Consider the following 24,686-nt stretch of genomic DNA (forward strand, 5'->3'; position numbering starts at 1 on the left):
GGTAAAGTGTTAAATTTTTTGCCTATTTGGAATGAAAGAGCGAATTTTGCACTGTGAAATATGAACAAAAGGCCCTCGTTTGGTAACAAATCCCGTCAGAGGGTGTTATACATGCAGTAGAAATGCCTAATATCAAATTAAAGTCAATTGAATATATGGAAGCGGCTCAAGAACTCATAAATAAGAGAATATACAATGCAAGTGTACATTGCTCTTATTATAGTAGATTGATGCAGATGAAATATATTTTAGCTCATTATTCTGCTAAACCTATTTGTTATGCCGTTCAAGATAAAATTGACTCATCTGGAAGTCATGAATTTATTTTAAATGAGATAAGAAATAGAGTAAGAGATAGTAAAAAAGCAAAGGAAATTGTCGATATTTTTAGACTCTTGAAGAGTAGAAGAGTTAAGGCTGATTATAGAGATGTTTTGTTTAGTTTAGACGATAGTTTAGATATAAAACAAAAATCAGAATCATTAGAAAGAAAATTAAAGGATCAATTTGGAGCAATATGAGTGAAATAAAAGAACATGTTGAAAAATGGATAAATTTAATGATCTGTAAATATCCATGGATAAAATTCGTATATGAAGTATCTGAGGACAATATAGATCATAATATCTGTGTGTACCCAAAGAATTTAATTGAAAGTAGTGAAGGTTACTGTAATGACGAAATAGACTTTGTATTTGAGTTAGATAAATTATTCCCTAATAATGATGTTTTATTTAGCATAGAAGAGGAACTTTTCTCTTGTTCTGATAACGCAAAAGTTTATGATATTAATAACAATGGTGTTATTGATATGAGTACCTCTGAAAACTTAAAGTATAAATCAAGTAAGGTATATAACAATAATGTTTCAGATTATTGTTCATATGCTTTAGCTGCTTAAATCAAACATGTATGGGCGAAGTAAAAAAAGCAAAATTTTCTTTTGAGAAATATATAATAGAAGATGCTACTATCCATGTGTCAAACAAGAAAATGGATAAGACAATAAATTTCAACTTTGAACCTAAAGGATTAATTGATAAGGATCAAAAAACCTTCGAGTTGACATTGGGAACATCTATTAAAGATAAAGCAGAATCATTTCTTATAGAAATATCAGCGGTCGCAACATTTAAATATGTAGAAGATGAAAATGGTGATATTCCAATGCCGTTCCTTTTGCATAATGCTCCTGCTATTTTGTTCCCTTATATAAGAGCGTACATAGCAAATCTTTCCGCATTATCTGGAATACAAACAATATTGCTTCCAACTATAAATATGTCTGGGTTAGCAAAAGAATTGGAGCGGAATATTAAATATAAATAACAGAAGCCGGAATAACCCCCGGCTTTTTTATTATCCTCTAATACCCTTATATCGCCTCGGTGGGGTTTGTTCCGGATCTTGTAAGCGTAGAACGGAAAAATATTTTTCCAACAAAATGTTGGTTATATCGAATTAATTTGTAATTTTGTGCAAACGGCTTAATTTAAAATGGATTATTATGTTTTCACATCAGAGGCCGTTTATTACCCCAAAGAAACAGGTTGATGTTTTTTGCCCTATCCATGGTAACTGGATTGGACATTATGATTATGGCAGTGTTGGATCTTATTACTGCTGGTGTAAAAAGTGTAAAAAGGAAATCAAAATCGTAATGGGAAAATGAAACTGACAATCAAACAGGAAAACTTTTGCAACTATTATATAGAATGTGGAAACGCTTCAGAGGCTTATCGCCGGGCTTTTTCTTGTGATAAAATGAAGGCTGAAACAGTGAATCGGAAAGCTGTCGAATTAATGAATCACGGCAAGATTGCGGCAAGGGTGAGAGAGCTTCAGGACGAAATGAGGGAGAAATCAGCCATCACCAAAGAGCGTATATTGAAGGAATTGAGCTGCATTGCTTTTGCCGATATCCGTGATTTTCTGTCACTTGAAGGAGGGGAGGTCATTTTCAAGGATTCCGGTGCTTGGACAGAAGACATGGCGCGTGCTGTTGAATCGGTCAAAAAGACCAAAGACGGCATAGAATTGAAGCTTAACGGGAAGAGCTGGAGCATCTCGCGCATTTGTAAGATGTTGGGCTATGACGAGCCCACCGTTGTAGACCTGCGCAGCTCGCTATTAAAAGTGGACACTGGCCTTGATTGATGTTCTGTATTTAAGATCTTATGTCTTCTGGTCAGAAAAAACACGGGGATTATACTTTTTATAGTATTCTATATTTAAGATAATGGATAAAAAGGTCATAAGTTATAAGCGGTTCAATCCCAATTTTCACCACCTCAGGTTGTCGCTGCGTGACGACGCCGTAAGGTTCATCTTCCTTTATGGCGGGTCTTCCTCTTCCAAGTCCTATTCCATAGCCCAGGCCATCATCCTTGAATGTATACAGGAGGGTTTTAACACGATGGTGTACAGGAAGACAGGGGCGACTATTTCCGACAGCATATACAAGACATTTTGGGAAGCCGTAAAAGGATTGAAGCTGGATGCTTTCTTTAAGCCGGTAGAGGGACAGATAAGGTGCTTCAACGGCTCATATATTACATTCAAGGGGCTGGATGACCCCGAAAAGATAAAAGGGCTGGAAACTTACCAGTATGTGTTTTGCGAAGAGGTTTCCGAATTTGACGAAACGGATTTTAAGCAGATCAGGAAGCGTCTTAGAGGCCGTAAAGGCCAAAAGATCATTTCGGCTTTCAACCCCATCTCCGAAGACCACTGGGTCAAGAAGAACATCTTCGACAAAGAGAAGCTCTTGGAGGTGGATAACCACCTGGAAGGGAAGCTTAAGGACAACATCACCGGCAAGGTGCTTGGAAAAGAATATTCGGAAATCGCCCAGAAATGGACCAATTCTGCCAAGTTGATATTTAATCCTCGAACACAAGAATACGATACACATAACCCCGACATGGTGATTATGAGGTCTACTTATCTTAACAATTTCTGGGTAGTAGGTTCTCCTGACGGGACCTATGGTTTTTATGATGCTCAAGTAATAGCAGATTTTGAAAAGGATAAGATAAATGATTATTCCTATTACCTGGTCTATGCATTGGGAGAATGGGGAACTATTAAGACCGGCGGTGAATTTTTCAGAAACTTCGAGATAGGAAAACACGTTGGCCGTTATGAGTACAATGAAAATTATCCTATCCATATAACTATAGATAACAATGTGCTCCCATATATATCAATTGGATTCTGGCAAATTATCACAGGCAATGTAAATAGCGCAAGACAGATCCATGAGATACCGGCAGAAGAGCCTTTTAATACGGTATCTAAGGCTTCTGAGGCGGCGGTAACTTTCCTTAACGATATCGGTCATAAGGATAAGATATTTCTTTATGGAGATGTATCTACAAAGAGCGGAAATACAATAGATGACGATAAGCTTTCTTTTTTTGACAAATTCAAGGCTGGCCTGGAAAAATCATTTGTGGTAGAAGAAAGAATGCCTAAAACAAATCCATCTGTTGCCATGTCGGGAGAATTTATCAACGCTATTTATGCCGGAGTTGTAAAAAGCATAAATATAGGCATAGATGAGAGTTGCAAGGTTTCGATAAACGACTACTCTCGTGTCAAGAAAGATGTGAATGGAGCTATCTTGAAACAAAGAATTAAAAATAAAGAGACAGGCCAAACATACGAACAATATGGCCATTTTAGTGATACGAAGCGATATTTCATAACAGAGGCCTTTAATAAAGAATACACGAAGTTTTCTCTTAGAAGGGGTAGAAACAAGATTCCTGATTCAGCAATGAAGTATTATGATAAATCAAAAGTAGACTTGTCTAAAGGTTATGGCATGGTTGAGATCAATCCTTCCATCAATTCAAAATTTGTATTTGTACGTGCCATGATTAAAGATGGCGATTGTTATGTAGTAAAAGCGATGTTATCCGATACCATTATGGGAGAGTCGGAAATATCTTCATTGATTGCTTCCGGGGATAGAGTCCAAGCCGAATGTGATCCTTCACTTGCTGCTTATGTTCGAAATTTGAGGATATATATTCAAGATGTTAGAGGCAGAAAACCTTTCCCCGACCCACAAAAAAGGATTTCTGCTCATATGGATTATATATGTAATAACATATTCATTCCAAGTGATTATGATACGGACATCCTTTTTGAAGCGTTTATTGAAAACATCCTTGACTACAAGGACAAGAATAATATAGAGGCTATAAATTCATTAGCGGCATTATCAGAAAGGGTTAAGAGAGGTTTATATGTGGCATAGATTTTATTCTTAATTGTTTGTACATCTGAAAATAAGCACTATATTTGTAGCGTATAAAAGAAAATAAAGAGCCTAAGAGCCATTCTCGGTAGAAATACTGGGGATGGCTCTTTTTGTTTGTACAAATAAATGAAACATCCTTTATTAAATAAACTTGCGTTTTGGAAATCTAACTGGAATATCAGTTCGAAATCTTTTTCTATGGTAAGGAATGTGAATGCTGTAGAAAAAGATCGAGTAGGGAACATTTGGTATATAAATGCTATATCAAAAGGATTACAACATCTTATTGGGGGTAAATCAGATGTCCTTGATATGCTTAATCTTGCTGATAAGAGAAAGGCTTTAATAGCCTGTACTCCATTTGCAAGTGTTATTGAAAGATGCGGATCTATGTTTTCCAATGGGCGATTTTATGTAACAGACAAAGAAGATAACGAGCATCTCGATAATGGGGATAATAAATATAGCAAAATAAGGGCTTTGCTTAAGCGGCCTAATCCAATCCAAAGCGGAAAACAATTTAATAAGCAAGTTGAGATTACCCTTAAAACCTTTGGATTTTGTCCTATTTATACATTTAGGGCTTTGAGGTCTGAAATACCTGTCTCAATGTGGATTATTCCACCCGAACTTTTTCACGCAGAAGTCGATGCGAATATTTGGAAAAAATCAAAATTGGAAGATGTTATAAAAAAGGCATGGATTGAATGGGGGAGTGAAAATATTTATATTGAAAGCGATGAATACTTTATAGTTTCGGATGCGAGCGCAAATATTAGTGTAACCGAACAAGAGTTGTCTTATAGACATATAACAGACTCTCTTTCCCGACCAGTTAATAATTGGATCTCCCAGATGATTGCGAGGGGGACATTGATTGTCGATGGTGGACCTAAAGGGGTATTGTGTAACGATGCTAATGGCGATATCTATGGCGATAACTCTCTTAATCCCGGAGAGATTGACAAACTTAACGAAAGTTTTAAGCATAAATACGGTGTTGTCGGCAAGTTATTCTCTATTCTTGTTACTACCGCAAATGTGAAATGGGTTCCAATTACCGGTAATTCAGAGGATTTGAAGTTGTACCAAGAGGATGAAGAATGCCGTAATGCTATTTGCAATGCATTGGGGCTGAATCCTAATGTTTTGATATCTGATAGTACATATGATAACCAGAATGGGGCAAAAAGAGATGCGTATCAAGATTTGGTCATTCCTGATTCGGAGAATTATTGTGAAGCCTTAACAAAGGCTATAGTGGGAGATGATGAGATAATTATAAGATTGGATTACACTCATATCTCAGTGCTTCAGGAAGACAAGAAGAGTGCAGCAAGTGCTTTATCTCTTGCTTCTAACGCAGTTCGTAATTTATACAATGATGGTATTATAACATTGTCCGAGTCCAGAAAGGAAGTGGCTAATTATATAGATATAGACCCTGACAATCCAGAAGGGGACTTTAAACAAGAATCTCAATTAATAGAAAACAATATAAAAGATGGCACACAAACTGAAAACTAAGAAAAGAGAATCAATTGGGATGCAGTATAAAGCTATCTCTTTTGAGGCAAAAGAAATAACGATCAACTCCGAAAGTCGTAGGATATCTGGCTATGCCGCTATTTTTGGAAACAAGGATAAAGCGGGAGATATCTTAATAAAGGGATGTTTTTCTAAAAGCATACAAGAAAGAGGCCCTCAAAGTAATGCAAATGATAAGATCATCCATTTATGGATGCATAACATGAATGAACCAGTAGGAAAGATTGTCACACTCATTGAAGATGATAAAGGGTTATATTTTGAGGCAGACATTGATAAAATTGATTTGGGCGATAGAGAAATTGCCCAACTCGAATCTGGCACGATCAATCAATTCTCTATCGGCTATTCTTATGTTTGGGACAAGGTAGATTATGATTCGGAAAAAGATGCCTTTATCGTAAAAGAAGTCGTATTGTATGAAATATCTGCTGTTTCCATAGGTTGTAATGGAGAAACCCATTACACCGGTCTGAAAACAGCCGAAGAGGTAGAAGATAAGGTTATTGAACTGCATAGCGAGATTGAAAATAGTTTGCAGGGATTATCCATGAAAAAGAAAACAGAAATATTAGGCTTATTCTCAAAGTTTAAGGCACTTATGCTAATCAAGCCGGAGGAAGATATGAAAAATAAGCTTCGTTCACTTGTGCAAGATCAAGCCGCCGGAAACCCAAAGAAAAGCTTATTCCATAATGTGAAATTTAAATAACACTAAAAGAAGTAAGAAGATGAGAAAGTATTTCAGAGAGCTGTTTCAGAACAGCATGAGAGGAAGAAAAGAAAGATTTAAGCTTTCCTGTTCTTTGTTTGCAATCATGGCATTGTCGCTGATTGCAGTTTTTACGTTTTCTGCTAATCCTATGGCTGGAGGCGTGTTGTTATCAGGCCTTGGTTTGATGGCTTTTATCGATGAGTCAACGCTTGATGATGATCAGAAAAAGTTTTTCAAGGGGCTGGATGACAAACTGGAGGAGTTGAACGTCAAGTTTTTGAAGGACGAGCTTGGTAAGCCGGAATATATCAAGCAACTTAACGATTTGATGAATGATTTCAAGCAATTGAATGAAAAGAGCATGTCGGATAAGATTGACAAGAAAGACTTCGAAAACTTTAAGAAAGAAGTATGCGAACAACTTGTAAGAATCAAAGGCGCGATGGATAAAACCCCGTCCGGTGAATTTCGTTTGAAATCGATAGACGAGCAGATCCGGGACCAGGTGAAAGAATTTATAACAAAGGATCAGAGCGGAAGAGAAATCGTGGATCTGAAGTCTGCTTGTAAATCTTCGCCTGGTTATAAAAAGCAGTTTAACCTTGTCGTAAAGGCGAATACGCCTATCACATCTACCGTAACGGGCGCATCTGGCGTAACTCTTAGTCCGGGAGTCGTGTTCGATTCTGGTATCTCAACGCCTCCTATGGCCGAAAGCGAAATCAGACAATTTGCCAATGTCGCCACTATCAATGCCCGGACATTGGTATATACTGAGCTTAAGGATTCTACAGGGGATGCCGAGTGGGTTCCCGAAGGCGGTTTGAAGCCTTCAATGACGGCTACTATTCAAGAAGTGATTGTGAACGCTGGAAAGGTTGCGCTTACGGCTACTTTGACAGAAGAGACACTGACCGATCTACCGCAGCTTGTTGCGGAAGTCCAGTCTGAGATCATACAGAAAATAGGCATTGCGGAAGAAGAAGGTATTCTTTATGGCAAAGGTTCAGATGGAGAGATTAAAGGTGTATTTACTGACATCCCTGAATATTCTTTGACAAGCGTGAAGGTTGATAAGCCTAATAATTTTGATGCTATTATTGCAGCTTACACACAAGTTGTTTCGGTATCAAAGATGAACTATGTCCCTAATCTGGTTCGCGTTAATCCGATCGACCTCGCTAACATGAAGTTGACAAAGGATGCAAATGGACAGTACTTGTTCCCTCCTTTCACATTGCAAGACGGCACATTGATTTCTGGTGTACAAATCCGTCCTTCAACGTCTATTACGGAGGGGGAATTCGTGTTGGGGGACTTCCGTTATCTAAATATCAGAGACTATGTCGGGATGTCCATTACCTTCGGCTGGGTAAATGATGACTTTCAGAGGAATCAAGTAACGATGATTGGTGAAAAGCGGCTGATGGCTTATATTAAGTCAAACTACAAGACGGCCTTTATCAAAGGAAGCTATGCGACAATTAAGGAAGCTATTGATTCTAATAAAGCAAGTGTATAAATATTTTGAGATATGAAAAGAAGCAGGCAAAACAAAAATGAGGGAAGGGGCTACAAGTTTGACCCTTCCGAAGTGTATGAGGTTACTTACACAAAGGCCAATCATCATAATGTAGGTGACAAGGACCTTGTGTCTCTTCCGTTAGCCATTATGTTTATCAATGATGGCAAAATTGTTTCCACTCCCGAAATAGATTCAGCAATCGAGAAATACGGGATGGGTGATTTGATCAAGTCAAACCGTAAGAAGTAAATGCCATGTTATTAGATAACTCGTTTTTCACAGGCGAACTCCATATAGAAGGAGTAATTTCGTATACTGGCGTGCCATCAAAAACTAATGAGGCTGCCAATTATGAACTCAAATCCTTGATATCTCAGTACGAACTTGATTTTTATCGTAAAATATTGGGTTATGATAATGCCAAGAAGTTTGTTGAGTATATCGAAAGCGGGGAAGGCGAGGAAAAATGGGATAATCTAAAAAACATGTTGGTCGAACAGGTAGGTGATCGGAAGGTATCTCCGATTGCCTACTATGTATTCTTCTTCTATCTGAGAAAGAATCAAACACAGGCAACGCCTATCGGTAATGTCGAGGAAAGCTCTTCCAATAAAGTTTCGCCGTGTAATATCAAAATGATAAACGCATGGAATCAGATGGCTTATATGAATAGGTATATATCTGATTATCTATATGATCACAGAGATGATTATAGCGGATATTTTTTTGATGAGCATTTGCTGGAATTTATGAATAAAATGGGAATATGATTAATATCGTAGATATATTCAAGGATATTAGCCGTAATACTTCTGTAAGTGTTGGGATGGAAATAAATTTCCTATTTGGGGAATGGGCACAAATAGCAAGGGAAATGGAGATATTAAGCAAATCCCCTATTACAGAATCGGGCAAATGGCCACTTCTTGCTCTTTTTACCCCATTTGAAGAAGATAAGGGCGATTCCGATCTATATTGTAAAGCGAATATTGACCTAATGATAGCAACTCGCACGTTATCTGATTATACCAACAATCAGAGGCTTGCTATCTCTTATAAAGAAATTCTACATCCGGTTTACGAACATTTTATTTCAGAATTAGCCAAAGACAAAAGATTTGATTTTGGCTCTAAAAATGTCATACCACACCGGTATGTGGATAATATGAGGTATGGAAGCCGAGGGGTTTATGGTTCTGACGGGAAGAAACCTTTTGCCGATTTGTTTGACGGGATAGATATATTGGATTTGGAGATAAAAGTAAAGAAACCTAATTGTAGATAAGGAATGAAAAAATATAGAGATTGCGGAAGCGAAACATTTAATACCGGATCGAGCAAATGCCCGTTCGTGCCGGATTATGTGAAGGTTATCGTATTGACTCCTGAAGATATGGTGATCAATGACGATGAATTTGAAACGAGAATAGAGGAAATGATCCATGCGGACAGACCTGGCCGCATTTACCCCATAGGCCAAGTAGCCGAATATGCTCCGAGCGGCGGGGAGGCGCAAACTTCACAACAGGGGTATGGGCCCTCCCAGATCACCTCCTATTCCGAGCTTATAGAGGTTTGGACAATGGAAAATTTTGACGAAGGTCTGCTTGCCAACCTGATGAAGTTGAAAAACCAGCGGATGCGTGCCTTGTTTATCGACAAGAATAATGTCGTATATGGCCAGTCAGATACGGATGCCACCATAAAAGGATATTTGATTTCTTCTATCTATCCTTCCTCCGTACAGAGATATAAAACAAGCGGAGACAATGCTTCTATGGCTGTCAGCTTGGTTTATGATGATGTCGAAAAGGCTTGGCTTGAAACAAAATCTTTGCAGGCGGATGTAGACTTGGTTGAAAAAGCCAAAGGTCTTGTATGGGTGGATGTTGAAAAGACGGAATCCAGCGGAACATCCTACAGAGTGGTAGAGCATTATGGGAAGTATAACTTGACAACCGTGTATGGCTCGTTGTTGGCCAAATCCGATGTGTGGAACAATGCTTCTGCGGTGGAATACGTGAATGGTGTTTTGAATATTACATCTACCGGAACACCATCCCTGAAATCTCCATCTGCTTTGTTTGAGGCAGGCGTAAAGGGCATTGAGCAATGGACGTGATTATGAACGGGGTCTCTTTTAATCGAGATGTATGTGCTAAAATGACAAGAAGGCAATTTTTGGAAGCCCACGAAAATGCTTACTTTTTAGACCATAATATTGAGGATAGAAGAAAGATCCTAACAGATGTTTATAGTATCATAAAAGGTAAATCTGTTACAAACGAGGGGCTTTAACGAGCCCCTTTTGTTTTATTATGGGAACAATAGCGGGAGTTTCAAATGCCGTAAGGATGTTAAAGGATAATTTCATGCCAGAGGTTACAAATAGCCTTCGTGAAAGCGAGGATCTGATTCATGATTTGATTACCGACCAGCTAATGGCCGGGCTTGATGAAAACAGGAAGCAGATAAGGCCTACGTATCTTCAGGATCCTTACTTTCGGGAAATAACGAAGACGGCTAAAGCGGCAAGGAATAAGGCGGTATGGTGGAGGGACATGAAGGAGCGTGTCACGCCTCCTGAAACATCGCATATCCTGAAGTTCCCCCCTCGTAACAGGAATACCCCTAACCTCATAATAACAGGTGAATACCATAGAAGCATCACTCCTGTTGTCGTTGATGGAAGAGATGGTGGAAAGATCATAACCCGCTCAATCGGTTTCTATGCCGGCGATGATGCGCTTGAAGAAAAGTATGGCCCGGAACATTTGGGGCTCACGCCAAAGGCAAAAAAGTATTTGTTGGATAATCGCATAATGCCGGCTATCGAAAACCTGCTAAAAAAATATGGATTCGAATGAATGCGAAAGCACCTTGCAACTGTTCGTCTCAAAACAAGGCTATGGCCAATAGGGATAATATGAGGAGATTGGCGAGTAAAGCCGCCAGAATGGAGCAGCGTATCTATGTTATTATTCGCAAGCATGACGATACGTACACTTTCGAACCAATTGATGCAATTGGAACTAAAGGAGATATAATAGAGTATGTACATTATTTATAGTGTAATTTTGTTAGTTAATATGATTTTTCTATATTTGTAAAACATAGAAAAAGACATAGAGCCTAAGAGCCATACCCGGCAAGAGTCATATCCTGCGGGGTATGGCTCTTTTTGTTTAATTTTTAATGAAAAGAGATGAAGACAAATCAGGAGATGGTACGCTACATTGATAATTTTTCAGTGATTCAACGAACAAGTGATGGGTATTTTGACGCCAATGGGCTTTTAAATCAATGGAACTCTGTTGAAGGAAACCCTGAAAGAAGTATGAAGAGATTTTTGGATAGCCCAAAGACAAATGAATTTATTGAGGCATTGATCAACGATGAAAGCCAAAGGTCAAAAATGCAGTTTCCAGATATTCAGGCTGTTAAATCTATAAAATCGAGAACTCTTAAAGACGGTTCTAAAACTATTGGACAGGTATGGATGCATCCCCTCCTTTTTATCAAGTTTGCCATGTGGATCAATCCAACATTTGAGGTGAAAGTACTACGTTTCGTTTATGACGAGATGATCCGATACCGTAATGACGCAGGAGATGCCTATAAAGAGCTTTCATCCGCAGTTATGAAAATCGTTCCGAGTCACTTCATGCCTAAAGCGATGCAAAAAATTGGCGAGGCATTGAACTGGATCATTTTCAATTCCCATGAAAAGATGTTACGGAACAAGCACGGAGACGAAGGAAAGCTACGTGAATTATGGCAATTAGAAAAGAAGATTGCCGGCTTGATAGAGGAAGGATTTATATCAACCTACGAACAGTTAATATCATATCTAAGAAAGCTGTATCGTAAAAATTGGGAACCAAAAGTTCTAACGGTATAAAGCATTTTTTGATAAGTCTTCATATAGATCATGCTGGTCTGTGAAGATAGGCATGAATTTTTTTAGTAAAACATAAATTTAAAAATATGACAAAATTATACACAAAATGCGACGAGATACCCCTCTGTAAGTTTATAGAGGTTTACAATGGGAATTTGGAGGCTTTGGTGATTTCAGGAAAGGCTTCGGATAAAGAGTTGCGTTTGGTGTTCAGCCGGATCATGGATGAATACAGCCAGATTATAGGTAATAAAAATCTACAATTCGCGGTGTCCAAACGTTCTTTGATCATAAATTATTATACTAAAATAGCCGTTATATCAGCTATATTCAATTTTATAAAACAGGGTGAAATAGGTAAGATATCCGATTTGCTCGCCATTATTGACATAAAAGATGCAAGTATTCAAACCGTTGCTGATGCGGAGAAATTGATAAATAAGATTGAGTCTTCATTGGCTTATATCAGGCTTAGATTAAAAATGGCTCAAGAACAACTTGATAACCCCAATCAAGTCAATAGAAGAGTCGATTTTACCAAAGAACGAATGATTTTATCCGCTCATTTTAAAATGCGCATAGATGATAAAACATATACAGCAGCAGAATATGCAAACCTTGTTAGATTGATGTTAAACGAAATAGAGGAGGTTAAAAAATATGGCAAATGAAACGAAAATAACGACAATAGTTGGGAAAGAGGCTTTTAATCAGCTTGAAAAACTTGATACATTAATAGGTAAAGCGAACGATTCGTATTTGATTGCAGCAAGAAATATGGCTAAAGGACTGTCTTTTGAGCCTAAAAATATGTCTGAATTGATTGAAAAGAATAATCAATACATGGCTTCACTGAAAGAAATACAGAAGGCGGAGACCGAAATTAATAAATTGCGCCAAGAAAAGAATAAGGTAATACAAGAAGGAGTCAACGAGGTTATGGCCCAGATCAAGGCCGATCAAGAAGCCACACGCATAGCGAAGGAAAAAGCGAAATTGGAAAAAGAGCAATCAAAAGTATCTAAAGAACTTGCTGCTACAGAAAAGATTAGAAAGCAAACTACAGAGGATCTAAGTAGAGCTAAACTGGCAGAAGAACGAGCAACAATGGCAGCTTCTAAAGCCGATAAATTACATGCTCAAAATGTGCAGTTGACATCTGATCAAGTTGAAAACCTAATTTTAAAACTTGATACAGCAAACCTTTCTTACAAAGAGCAAGCTCGCATATTAAGTCAGTTAAAGGCTTATTCCAAAACTCAAGCCGGGGGGGTAGACGCAGTTAATCCTAAAGTAATTGAGAATATCCAGAAATTGGATAAGCTTTTGAAAGAACAAGATGCTAAAATGGGAGTATATGGCCGAAATGTAGGTAACTATGCCTCTCATTGGGATGGATTAGGAAATGCAATCAACCAATTAAGTCGTGAAATGCCTGCATTTGCAGTATCCATGAATACAGGATTGCTCGCAATCAGCAATAACTTGCCTATTTTGGCTGATGAAATAGCCAGAATAAGACGTGAGAATGTAGAGCTAACGAAAAGCGGTCAAAAAGCTGTGCCGGTATGGAGGCAGGTAGCCGGAAGTCTGGTATCATGGCAAACATTGCTGTCTGTTGGCGTTACACTTCTTACTGTGTACGGTTCCGAGATTTTCGATTTTGCCGCTAATTTATTAAAGAGTAAAGATGCCTCAAAGGCTGCATCTGATGCATTGGAAGATCTTACGTCAACAAGTGGTAAATTTTTTGATGAGCTTAAAAATTCAGCATCCACCTATGGACAGAATGTTGTGTCCATTAAAAAACTACAGGAGGAATGGAATAGCCTGGGGGATGATTTTGACAAGAAGAAACAATTTATCATTGACAATGAGGCCGAGTTTAAAAAATTGGACGTTTCTATCACTAATGTGAATGAGGCAGAGAATCTACTTGTGGAAAATACAGATGCTTTCATTCAAGCCTTAAAAGAAAGAGCACTGGCTACAGCCGGAGAAAAACTTGCGACTGAACAATATTCGCAAATGATCATAAAAAGAGTAGAGGCGGAGAATAAGCAGAAAGAGGCAGATGAAGCAAGAAAAAATAGTGAGATTGCTTTATATCAGAATTTGCAAGATACCAGGTATGGGGAGATGAAAAGCCGGGATCAGCTCGTAGAACAGCATGCTAAATCTATAGAAACTGAAGCTAATAATTTAAACGCAGAAGCGGAAGCCTATAAGGCAGCAGGAGATGCCTATTTAGATTATTCCCTAAAACAGAACGAAGCGGCACGTACTACCCTACAAAATGCAGCAATAGAAGAAGCGACAAATGCGGAGAAATTAAAAAAGCAAAAGGAACAAGCTGAACGTGAGGCCAAACAAAGACAAAAGCTCGAAATGGAAGCCGAGCGAACAATCCAGGAAGCCCGCATAAAGCTAATGGATGAAGGCTTTGAAAAAGAAATAGAGACTCGTAATGCCCAATATCAAAAGAGAATAGATGATGTAAAGACAAAGGGGGTTCGTGTAAATGAGCAGATTTCTGCAATAGAGGCCGAGAGAGAGAAAGAATTAGCCGATTTTAGGGAAGAATACGAATCCAAACGTGCAATGATTGACGCACAAAATCGAATTTCCTATGCCAAAAAGGGAAGTTTGCAAGAACTTGATGCACGCATTGATATTCTTGAACTTCAAAAAGCTGCAGAATTGAAAGAGGCTGAAAAGACAGGAGCAGATAAATTGGCAGTAGAGGATAAGTACTTAAAACTTATAGAAGATGCTTATTTGGAATTTGGCAAAGTACAACTCTCTCGTCAGCAATCTCAAAACGAGTTAGAATTATCAGAGCAACAGATTTTCTTGAACAAGGAATTATCTATGCTTGAACAACAATACTCCAAAGGGATAATCAAGAAAGAAGCCTATGAGAAGAAGAAAGCAGATTTACAATATCAATATGCGGTTCAAGCCCTACGGCAGGAAATTGATTTGCTTGAGAACAGTTTGTACCTGTTTTCTGGAAACGAACGCTTAGAAATGGAGAAGAGGATAGCCCAATTAAGAGTCCAGCTATCAAAAGAAACTACCGATAAAATAAATGCAGATGCAGAAAAGGAGCTTAAAGAAAGGGAAAAGGTTGAAGAAGCAAAAAAGAAGTTGATTCAAGAGGTAGCAAATGCCATTGGAGAAATTGAATCTTCCGTATTTACCCGTAGAATACAGGATATAGAAACGGAAATGGATGCTAATCAAGAGGCTTATGATAAACGTATTGAAGAAATTGATGCTTTGGCAGAAAAGGATGTTATCACAAAAGAGGAAGCTGAAGCCCGTAAGCGCGTAGCGGAGGAGCAATCATCTGCAAGAAACGCTGAGCTTGAAAAGAAAAAGGCTGATTTGCAAACAAGGCAGGCACGATTCCAAAAAACAATAGATATCGCTCAAACTATTGCATCCACAGCACAAGCTATAATGACCGTATATAAACAACTTGGAATATTTGCTGGGCCTATGGCTGCGCTAATTGCTGCAACCGGTGCTGTTCAACTTGCCACCATCATAGCCCAGCCTATCCCCAAGTACGCAAAAGGTACGGATTATCATCCCGGAGGTTTGGCAATTGTCGGTGATGCCGGTAAACACGAAGCGATCATATCAGGAGGCAAAACATATATTACTCCTGATACTCCAACCTTGATGCCTATACCAAAAGGTGCTGAAGTTTTGCCGGATATTCATGATCCTGAGTTTTATTCCCGTTTCATGGACAACAGTTATTGGCTAACTCATAACAAGGCCGGGGAACGGGTGCAGATCGTGAACAACTTTGATGCGGAAGGCATCATTCAGGCAAACAATAAGACGAATGGCGATCTGAAGAAAGAGATTCGTTCTTTAGGTAGAATCATATCCAAAGGCCAGCGCAGGGCAGAATACAACTCTTATAAAAACTCGAAAATGAATTGATTATGATACGTGTTCAGTTATTAATAGGCGGAAAGAAATACGAAGTTACCAAAGATTTAGTCAATTGGGAAGATGTTGAAATATCGATAAAGAGAAAAGACTTTGGCGGCGTGTATAGGACGTTCGGGGATTCATTTGAGTTTGCCGGTGATTCTTATATGCTCTTGGAGAACGAGTTCTTGACAAACTATCTGAATGCTTCTGCTGTGATAGTCATTGGGGTATTGAATAATTCTTGGACATATAATGAGAAGATCCGGTGTAATCTTGATTTTTCTTCATACCAAAATAACGGTAACACTATATCCATAAAGGCTATAGATAACAGTGCGGAAGCTATAATTAACGCAAACAAGTCACAGGTGTATGATATTCCTGTTTCAAGTCTCAAATCGGATGAACTGTATTATGATCGTATGGAGTTGAACAACAAAGCCGATTTTGTTGTGATACCGACTGAAGAACAGACTGAAGAGGGTTTATATTCTATTGTATTACCCAAAGGCATACAAGGGCCTTTTTTGCTGCCATTAGGCTATACAACCAGTAATTTCCCTAACAAAAATACCATTGACATCGGCGATACTCCTTTGACAGACCGAAATTATGCTGAGTTGCTGGCCAATCACTATCTTGTTAAAGCACTGACTCCTGTTACCGTGAAGTTAAGGATATCCTTAAACATTCAAGTAGGTTCCATGAATACGGTTAAAGATTCGTTCTTATGGTTTGTAGCTGTAAAGCAAGTATACGACGAAGAAGGGATATTGAAACAGACGGTTGTAGAAGAGATACGAATGAATCCTAATTCATTCAACGAAATAGATAGAGAATATAAAGTGGATTTGGGAACCGGAGAGAGGTTTTACTACCAAATAATGCCAGTATCTGGCAATCACATTCTTTCATCTCCTGTTGCCTTGACTATAAGCAATGTCAAAGAGATTAGTGTATCGTACACTGGAAGAGGAATGCCTGTTAATTTCGATGTCTTCACCCCTAATAAACTGCTCACGTCCATACTATCCAATATGGGTCTTACCGATATGACCGGGGAAGTAAAGGAAGGTGACACAACGATACCGTATATGATAGCTGCGGAAAGTATCAGAAATATCAAGAATGCAAAAGTCCATACCTCTTTCAGTAAATTTTCAGAATGGGCAAAAGCATGTCTTGGATATTACTACAAGATAGAAGGCAAGAAGGTTATATTTTGCCATTTGACAGAATTATATGATCCGGAAACGGTGAAAGAACTTGAACATGTCAATAGTATTGATATTTCAATTGATAACTCCTTGATCTATTCCGGGGTGGATGTCGGGTATGAAAAGAAGGATTATGATGAGATAAACGGTCGTGATGAATTTCATGTAAAGAATAGTTTTTCGACTGGTATTTCAATCAATGATAACATATACAAACTCATCAGTCCTTATCGTGCGGATTGCTATGGGATAGAGTTTTTGGCACAAAAAAGAGATGAAGAGACGAAAGATGATAGTTCGGATAATGACTTGTTCATTGTTGACGCAATTTCTGTTTTAGACCCTTCTACATCCTCGATAAAGTTAAAATTGAACAGGCAGGGAGACAGGCCTTCCGGGGTTTTATTCCCTTCCTCTGTATTTAATGTCGCATATTCTCCAAGAAGAATGCTGCTTGCAAATAAGGAGATATTATCATCTTGTACAAGCAGGCTTGAATTTACCGCTTCCGAGGGAAATGCAGATGCAGTTTTATGGCGGGAAAGCGAAAATTCTCCCGTTGTATTAGATAGCCGTTATTTTAGGGTAGAAACACTGAAAGTGGGAACAATAGGGTTATCACCATTCCCGGTTTTGTATGACGGTCTTATATCATTTGACTACAACAACAAAAAATACACAGGTTATGTTTCCGACATAACAGAGCATCTTGGTAAAATGCAGACAACAGACTATACTTTGATTTGCAAAAATATTGTTTAATGTTGTCTTTGTTTTGAATAATTGCTATATTTGCAAGCATAGAGCCTAAGAGCCATGCACGTAGTTAAAACTGCGTGTATGGCTCTTTTTGTTTGTATGAGCGTATGATAAAAATAAGCAGTGTATCTCCTTTAATATTTGACGTTGAAAGTACAGGCTTTGAACATTCGATTGATTATGTTCAGAAGTTTGAAAGGGAAGATACACCTATCCTCATACAGATCGTCGACGTTCCTAACAAGACATTTTCCATGTTGCTTGTTGATTTATACAATGGCACTTCATATCCGATATCTCCTCAAAAGTATGTGATTAACGATTATAACACATTGTATGAATTTACGATAAATCCTTCAAATGACGGGACTTATCAAGCTAAAATAACAAACGAGGCGGGAGAGATATCCGTTAGTTTGCCCTTCTGTTTGCATAGCGCATCTTATACTGCATTTACGATGCAAATAGAATATACGAACGCAAATAATCAGCAAGCATTTGGGGCTGTATTTGATGTATCAGGGAATAAACGTGTGTTTAAAACGCGTGTAGAAGGAGGTTTTAAATCTGATAGCCGGCAATTGGCTGTTGAAAATGAACAATTCAGGACTCAAAAGCAAGAACCGATCAACCTGTATTCTGTCCCCTATGAAAAAAGGACGCTTACGATTGGCGACAATGAAGGTGTCCCTTTTGAGATAGCACGGCTTTTAAACAATATCTTCTGCTTGTCTTCTGTGAAGATCAATGGAGTGTCTTATACCAGAAGTGAATCAAGCATACCGGAACAACAAACGATTGCCGAGAGATATCCGCAGTTCAATTATACCTTAGCGGTAGAATGCTCCAAAAATGTGTCTTACAATGGATTTACCGAATATCCAGATGGATCTGGTATTGTTGGAGAAGTCAGTTTAAACGTTTCTAATGCTAAAGACGGTCAAGTTTTAGTCTTTAAAGGAAACAAAGGAAGTTTTGTTAACCAATCACATCTTGATTCACTATGAGCATAAAAAAGTTAACAAAACGAATATGGTACGGATCTGAGACAACCGTAGACAGCGAAGGGAAAACCGTTGCTGCTGCACCTCCTATCGCCACCAATGATGGTTCAGAAGATTGGGATTTGAATGGTCTTGTAAGGGGCGAATTGTATCTCAACGACAATAAGGATGATCCTACTTTGTTTTGTTTAGGTAGCGATAATTTGCCTAAACGAATAGGAGGGGGTGCGACTTCGGGTGGTGGTGGAATCGTAAATGTAGATGTTGACGTAAAAGAAGGAAAAGGCATTGATGTAAAAAAGGATTTGGTTGGTGAAACTGTTATTTTCACGGTTTCGCATGAAGATACATCTTTAGCTGTTTCAACATCTAATTTTGATGATTTTTTTGTACAAAATATCGGTGTTGATGATTTTGGGCATGTAACGTCTGTAGAAAGTGCAAGGCTGGCGACCTATCTTGATGAGCGGTATCTTCGCAAAGATATCGACGATACTGCTCACGGGAATATCCTTTTTGACAAGAAAATAGGATCGTCCATCTTTATCGATGATTGGGAAGGCAAAGGCTGGGAGATCACAGCACCGGGAGCGGCGACGTTTGATTCGCTTCGTGTAAGGAGTGATATCTATGCAGGGGGGAAAATAGGTTCTCCGACGTTTGCTTCCGGTTTCGCCGGCTGGGGCGTAGAGGTGGATATCCCTACGGCCACGGCAGAGATGGACAACTTGTTCGTCCGCAAAACATTCACTGCCTACGAAATAGCCTATTCCCAGATTTACGGTTTAGGGGGTAGCCAGATTGTTTCAGACATCAACAAAATAGCCAGTGTGAAAGTGATGCCCGACCGTTACCGTTGCTATATGGACGATATGGACGGCCTTATGCTCATGAACCTGCGTAAGGGGGACGGCGTGCGCATACAGACGCGGACGGGCACGACCAGCATCAAGTATCTTTTCGGTCGTTGTATCGGTGTGGAAAGTGACTATTTTGATATAGCCATTCCTCTGATTGAAGGAACAGGTCAACCGGAGGCAGGAGACTTTGCCCTTCGTTGGGGGAGCAACGAAGATGCTGACCGCCAAGGATTGATATACCTGACCACAGCCGACAGCGGTGCGCCCTTTATCGATGTGTACGACGGCATTACAGGAGTCAGCACGGAAGACAAATTAAAAGCCCGTTTAGGCAATTTGAAAGGCATCCGGACACAGCGGGGCGACCAGTTGTCCGGCTATGGGGCTTATTTGAACGGCATATATGTTGAGAACTCGACATTCATCCTTCAAAGCGGGGATACCATCGAGCAGACCTTCGTTGCCATGAACGGCAAGTTTGAAAGTTTGATAGATGGAATCCGTAACGACATATCCGCCGAAGGGGGTAACATCCTTGTGAACTCATCTTTCAGCCAAAACACCAACTATTGGACAGCCGCGAACAACGTCCATTTCATTAACGTAGGTGGAGAATATCTTTGGCTGGACGGTAGCTTCTATGTAGAAAAGGATCAAGTAGCCGATATCTATAATGACAACGGTAAAAACGTACTGCGAATAAGGAATACGTATATCCTTCAGCAGAACGCAATAATGAATATCCCGGATCACACGGAAGGAGAGGAAAAGATGTATTCATTCTCTCTGTTCTATAAGGTGCTCCGTCCCGGTTCTTGTGCTTTCGGTATTCCAGGAACCGAGTTGTATCATGAAGAGCAGCTACCAGAGAGCGACAGCTACCAAAAGCTGTCTAAGGTCGGCAAATGGGATGGGAAAGGTGATTTTGAACTGAGATTTACCGGTGAGATACTTATCTATGGTGTAGGGCTGTTTTCTGATGAGATAGCAGATGCTATTGTCAAGTTACAAACACAGATCCTCCAAACCGAAGAAGAAATCAAATTACGAGCAACTAAAGATTATGTTGATGCCGAGACAGATAAAATTTATACTAAATACGATACATCTTTATCATTAAAGGCCGATAAAGCTGAGCTTACTTCATTTAAAGAGGAATATGACGAATTTCAGCGAGTCGTACGACGGGATTACGCTACTCAGTCTTGGACGAGTAACAAAATACAAACCGAGGTTGGTTCTTATGTTGATGGAGCTTTAGTTGGATACGCTACAACAAGTTGGACAAGTAACCAGATATCCTCTTCTGTGAGAGGGCTTGCAAGTGAAACTTATGTTAATCAAACCGCAAATGGTTTAAATATCAATATAAATAGTTTAGGTAATAGAGTTGACAACGTTGAAGGCGAATTAGATTCTGTGGCAGATATAACTGGCGCTTTTTACTCTTTTGGGGCAAACAAAATGCGCTTGAACCGTCGTATCGAAATGGGAACAGGATCGAATACAAGTTTTCAATGTGTTTCTGGAATATCGCCTGACACATCTGGTGCTGCATTTTGGGCTGGTAGTACATATGAAAATCAGCTAAATGCAAAGATAAAATTGAATCATGATGGAAGTGGATGGTTAGCTGGAGGTAGAATACTATGGAATGTTAACGGGAGTAGCTACTTTACTGGCATGTTGCAATCATCAGATAATGGCAACAGATTTATCATCGACCCTACATCAAGGTCTTTTAAAATGATTAACAATTCTAATTCATTAGTTAGTGAATTTAAATTTGATAACATCTCTGGTTATCAATCAATTCCTACATTAAACATGTATTTGCGTGATGTCAATTCTGGCTCTACTATATACCGATATTCGGTAGGTATATCAGGATTTTCCGTTCATGATGTGAACGGAAAAATTATAAGCTCATTATCAACAGGTTTGACTCTTACTAAAATTCCAACCATAGATCCAAAATCATCGGGAATGGTTTGGAGGGATGGAACTACATTAAAAATTTCATTAGGATAAATAACTTAAAAACAAAGGATCATGAAAGTAAATTTTCACATTATTTTAAAAGAATTTGATGGAACAGATGCTGTAGAAGACAAAAAAGTGATGCAGGATGGACGAGTAGTTATGGTAAAAAGCCCTGTAATTATAAATGATCTTGTAGGAAAGGCATTGTATAATGGAGGAGGTCTTGAACGTGCGGGGAAGGCAAACGTCGATGATGACTATAGATTCAAGGCCTATAAACTTTGTCAAAAAATAATCGCTTCTACTGGGGAAATTGATTTATCTCCTGAAGAACTGGTTATGATCAAACAGGCTGCTACAATTTATAGTGCCGCCGGAGTATATGCACAGATTGTTGAACTTGTAGATACGGGAAAGTAATATGGCAACAAAGTTATCTTCAATACAGAGATCTATGTATAAAAATACAATAGGAGATATTGATATTCAATATAACATTTTGCAAGAGACGGGAAAAGACGCAACAAATATCGCCGGAGTTTTAAAAAAAGGTGAAGTTCGTCTTGGAGAAATAAACATAGCTGTAGATGGTACGATGAATATTTATACCTATCCAGGTTTGAATAACGACGAGAAGAAAAACATTGTATCTGCGGTTATTGACGATGTGCAACAAATTTATGACGAGTTGAATCAGCAATAGAGTAACACTTATGACAGGAGATATCATATTATCAGACGGAACAACAATCACGCCGGACGACTTGCAGAAGATTGCGGCAGCGGTGGAGGATTTGATTGCGTCTACGGCGAAAGATCCGGGGCAGTACGAAGAGGTAAGTTCGCTTACCGGTGTGTCTTCCCTTCCAGCCTTTCAGGCATTGGGTAGCACATACAAGCTTGTACGTGTTGCCCTGTCTATCTTGAAGGGTGTAGACGGGCGTGAAGTATTCTTGCAGGTAAACCAGGATAAGACCTATATCCAATGGCGTTATACAGACGGTAATTGGCAGAATCTTGTCGCTTTGTCCGATCTGAAAGGTGCTGCCGGTGATACTCCTGTTTTTAGAACCGGTAGCACAGGCATTGAATGGAAGTACAAAAGTGAAGAAGATACAGCTTATCGTGTACTTGTCCCTTACGATGATTTGAAGCTGAAGTTTTCCGATCTTACGCCGGAACAGAAAGATGAGTTGAAGTTGCATTTTTCTGATTTGACGGAAGAGGATAAGGCGGAATTGAAGGGTGAAAAGGGTGATCCATTCACCTATGAGGATTTTACACCAGAAGAGTTAGAATCATTAAAAGGGGCAGATGGCAAGACTGCTAAATTTGAAGCCGGAACGAACACCAGCGGGCTGGAACCGTCTATCTCCCTTGTTAAGACAAGCGAAGACAGTCAGGGGAATCCGGTTTACACGCTTAGCATTGTGTCCAAACAAGGCGACAAAGGGGAACCCGGAAAAGCTCCGGTTATTCAAAATGGAAATATTCTGACCGGTGATCCCGCTTCTCTCGTATCGCTGACCTTTACGAAAATTGGACAAAACGAAGAAGGACAAGAAATATACAGAGTTGACGGGAGCATCCCGCGTGGCGAGCAGGGACTACCCGGCATTGGTTCTGGAAACGTTTCTGTTGAAGGAACTGGTCTTGTTGTAGGTAAGAAGTATCTCTTTACCCCAAACTCGAGTGATAGCACATCCGGTACGTTTGTGGAGTATATCGAGCCGCGCATCCCTACCGAAACAAGTGATCTGACCAACAATAGCGGTTTTATCACTAAGGCTGTAAACGACCTTACAAACTACTATCTGAAGTCGGAGACATACACAAAGGAAGAGGTTCAATCTTTGATCTCTGCTCTTAATAGCGTAAGCCTTAAAAAGGTCGACTCTCTCCCGGAATCCGGCGACAGCAATGTCATTTACCTTGTCCCCAAATCCGGTTCGGGAAACGACATATACGACGAGTATATCTACATAGACGGGAAGCCGGAGCATATTGGCAGTACACAGGTCGACTTGTCTAATTATGTACAGGAAGCACCGTCGGACGGCAAGACCTACGGCCGAAAGGATGAAGGGTGGGCTGAGATTAAAAACGGAGAACTTTCGCAAGACCAGATGGACGCCATACTTGATGCTTTTAATGCCATACCATTTGATAGGGTAGGAACGACTTCTATTACCCAAGACCAAATGGACACTCTAATGAATGCCATACCTTCAACACTAACTAAAAATGTTTATCATAAAGTTAGCTATACTTCAGTTGGCCCAGAAGTAGCATCTGTCACAACAATTCCAATTTATAGCGGGTATTTAGGACTGGATGAAGACGGGCAAATAGCACTTATTACTGACTTTAGCTTTAGTGATATATACTATGCTTCAATTGGCATACCATCAACTACTGGCTTTACGATATCTATTGCTCCAGATCTTAGTATTTCATTTATTAATCGCTATCTTGTTTTTCGGACATCAGGTAGAGGCACAGATGCCCTCATGGATGATGGCACGTACAAAAAAGTGTTTGATCCTAAGAGCGTCACTACGGCTACGACACTAACGAATCTCCCGATCGAAAACTATTCGATCAAGGTAACATTGTCAGCTGCCAGCGCGTTGTCTTTTGCTTCAACTCCCGCCGAAGGCTGGGAGTGCATGATAGACATCAAGAATACTGGCTCATCCGCCATTACTCAGGCATTGCCGAATGCGAGCGGCTGGCAGTGCGATAAAGAGAGCGTTACGATTGCTGCCGGAAAGATCGCATCGATATCGGTGAGGTATGTGCATGGGACTTATGTGGTATTGAGTAAAGGTAATTAATTCAAAACGGGGAAGAGGTGAGTTATGAAAAAAAGAGTGATGATGGGGAAGAATCTCAATTATGTGAAGTCAAACAATAGCTTTGTTAATACAGGGGTATCACTCAATGATAA

General features: G+C 39.4%; 22 protein-coding genes. All 22 read left to right on the plus strand.

Translation table 11 applies throughout. From position 1 onward, the window contains the following. The first annotated feature begins 155 nt into the window (after positions 1 to 155). The 22 genes from H8S65_RS07580 to H8S65_RS07685 all read left to right on the plus strand — a co-directional run bounded on the left by H8S65_RS07580 (position 156) and on the right by H8S65_RS07685 (position 24,573). Complete coding sequence (locus H8S65_RS07580; RefSeq protein ID WP_186929382.1) at positions 156 to 521, plus strand: hypothetical protein; 366 nt, start codon at positions 156 to 158, stop codon at positions 519 to 521. Beyond that, the gene (locus tag H8S65_RS07585; protein ID WP_186929383.1) at positions 518 to 901 is read left to right on the plus strand and encodes a hypothetical protein; all 384 of its coding nucleotides are present in this window, start codon (positions 518 to 520) and stop codon (positions 899 to 901) included. Before H8S65_RS07580 ends, H8S65_RS07585 begins: the two co-directional genes overlap by 4 nt. 11 nt (positions 902 to 912) lie before the next feature. Next, positions 913 to 1,329: a protein-export chaperone SecB gene (locus H8S65_RS07590; RefSeq protein WP_186929384.1), complete on the plus strand. Its 417-nt coding sequence runs from the start codon at positions 913 to 915 to the stop codon at positions 1,327 to 1,329. 339 nt (positions 1,330 to 1,668) lie between these two features. After that, positions 1,669 to 2,157, plus strand: a complete 489-nt coding sequence (locus H8S65_RS07595; protein ID WP_186929385.1) for a terminase small subunit — start codon at positions 1,669 to 1,671, stop codon at positions 2,155 to 2,157. Between the two features lie 82 nt (positions 2,158 to 2,239). Then, a complete protein-coding gene (locus H8S65_RS07600; protein ID WP_186929386.1) occupies positions 2,240 to 4,267 on the plus strand; it encodes a PBSX family phage terminase large subunit in 2,028 nt (675 codons plus the stop codon). A gap of 129 nt (positions 4,268 to 4,396) precedes the next feature. Further along, complete coding sequence (locus H8S65_RS07605; protein WP_186929387.1) at positions 4,397 to 5,797, plus strand: phage portal protein; 1,401 nt, start codon at positions 4,397 to 4,399, stop codon at positions 5,795 to 5,797. Next, positions 5,775 to 6,530 (plus strand): HK97 family phage prohead protease, encoded by a 756-nt coding sequence (locus H8S65_RS07610; protein ID WP_186929388.1) that lies wholly within the window; start codon positions 5,775 to 5,777, stop codon positions 6,528 to 6,530. Before H8S65_RS07605 ends, H8S65_RS07610 begins: the two co-directional genes overlap by 23 nt. A gap of 19 nt (positions 6,531 to 6,549) precedes the next feature. Further along, positions 6,550 to 8,055, plus strand: coding sequence for a phage major capsid protein (locus H8S65_RS07615; RefSeq protein ID WP_186929389.1), 1,506 nt, complete (start codon positions 6,550 to 6,552; stop codon positions 8,053 to 8,055). Between the two features lie 12 nt (positions 8,056 to 8,067). After that, positions 8,068 to 8,307, plus strand: a complete 240-nt coding sequence (locus H8S65_RS07620; protein ID WP_186929390.1) for a hypothetical protein — start codon at positions 8,068 to 8,070, stop codon at positions 8,305 to 8,307. A 5-nt stretch (positions 8,308 to 8,312) separates the two neighbouring features. Continuing rightward, positions 8,313 to 8,828 (plus strand): hypothetical protein, encoded by a 516-nt coding sequence (locus H8S65_RS07625; RefSeq protein WP_186929391.1) that lies wholly within the window; start codon positions 8,313 to 8,315, stop codon positions 8,826 to 8,828. Further along, on the plus strand, positions 8,825 to 9,343 hold the full coding sequence (locus H8S65_RS07630; protein WP_186929392.1) for a hypothetical protein: 519 nt from the start codon (positions 8,825 to 8,827) through the stop codon (positions 9,341 to 9,343). The genes H8S65_RS07625 and H8S65_RS07630 overlap by 4 nt, the downstream gene beginning before the upstream one ends. Before the next feature lie 3 nt (positions 9,344 to 9,346). Continuing rightward, positions 9,347 to 10,180 (plus strand): hypothetical protein, encoded by an 834-nt coding sequence (locus tag H8S65_RS07635; RefSeq protein ID WP_186929393.1) that lies wholly within the window; start codon positions 9,347 to 9,349, stop codon positions 10,178 to 10,180. Between the two features lie 196 nt (positions 10,181 to 10,376). Next, positions 10,377 to 10,925, plus strand: a complete 549-nt coding sequence (locus tag H8S65_RS07640) for a hypothetical protein (RefSeq protein WP_186929394.1) — start codon at positions 10,377 to 10,379, stop codon at positions 10,923 to 10,925. A gap of 338 nt (positions 10,926 to 11,263) precedes the next feature. After that, positions 11,264 to 11,959: a KilA-N domain-containing protein gene (locus H8S65_RS07645; RefSeq protein ID WP_186929395.1), complete on the plus strand. Its 696-nt coding sequence runs from the start codon at positions 11,264 to 11,266 to the stop codon at positions 11,957 to 11,959. An 86-nt stretch (positions 11,960 to 12,045) separates the two neighbouring features. Beyond that, positions 12,046 to 12,630: a hypothetical protein gene (locus H8S65_RS07650; RefSeq protein WP_186929396.1), complete on the plus strand. Its 585-nt coding sequence runs from the start codon at positions 12,046 to 12,048 to the stop codon at positions 12,628 to 12,630. Continuing rightward, complete coding sequence (locus tag H8S65_RS07655; RefSeq protein ID WP_186929397.1) at positions 12,620 to 15,919, plus strand: hypothetical protein; 3,300 nt, start codon at positions 12,620 to 12,622, stop codon at positions 15,917 to 15,919. Before H8S65_RS07650 ends, H8S65_RS07655 begins: the two co-directional genes overlap by 11 nt. Before the next feature lie 2 nt (positions 15,920 to 15,921). Further along, the gene (locus tag H8S65_RS07660; RefSeq protein ID WP_186929398.1) at positions 15,922 to 17,892 is read left to right on the plus strand and encodes a hypothetical protein; all 1,971 of its coding nucleotides are present in this window, start codon (positions 15,922 to 15,924) and stop codon (positions 17,890 to 17,892) included. A 104-nt stretch (positions 17,893 to 17,996) separates the two neighbouring features. Continuing rightward, positions 17,997 to 18,896: a hypothetical protein gene (locus H8S65_RS07665; RefSeq protein WP_186929399.1), complete on the plus strand. Its 900-nt coding sequence runs from the start codon at positions 17,997 to 17,999 to the stop codon at positions 18,894 to 18,896. Beyond that, positions 18,893 to 21,784, plus strand: coding sequence for a hypothetical protein (locus H8S65_RS07670; protein ID WP_186929400.1), 2,892 nt, complete (start codon positions 18,893 to 18,895; stop codon positions 21,782 to 21,784). Before H8S65_RS07665 ends, H8S65_RS07670 begins: the two co-directional genes overlap by 4 nt. A gap of 21 nt (positions 21,785 to 21,805) precedes the next feature. After that, positions 21,806 to 22,156 (plus strand): hypothetical protein, encoded by a 351-nt coding sequence (locus H8S65_RS07675; RefSeq protein ID WP_186929401.1) that lies wholly within the window; start codon positions 21,806 to 21,808, stop codon positions 22,154 to 22,156. 1 nt (position 22,157) lies between these two features. Next, entirely contained in the window at positions 22,158 to 22,439 is a 282-nt protein-coding gene (locus H8S65_RS07680; RefSeq protein ID WP_186929402.1) for a hypothetical protein, read from the plus strand. Positions 22,440 to 22,449: 10 nt separating this feature from the next. Then, entirely contained in the window at positions 22,450 to 24,573 is a 2,124-nt protein-coding gene (locus H8S65_RS07685; protein ID WP_186929410.1) for a hypothetical protein, read from the plus strand. Positions 24,574 to 24,686 lie beyond the last annotated feature (113 nt).

This window comes from Parabacteroides hominis, from assembly GCF_014287585.1.
Taxonomy (GTDB): Bacteria; Bacteroidota; Bacteroidia; order Bacteroidales; family Tannerellaceae; genus Parabacteroides; species Parabacteroides hominis.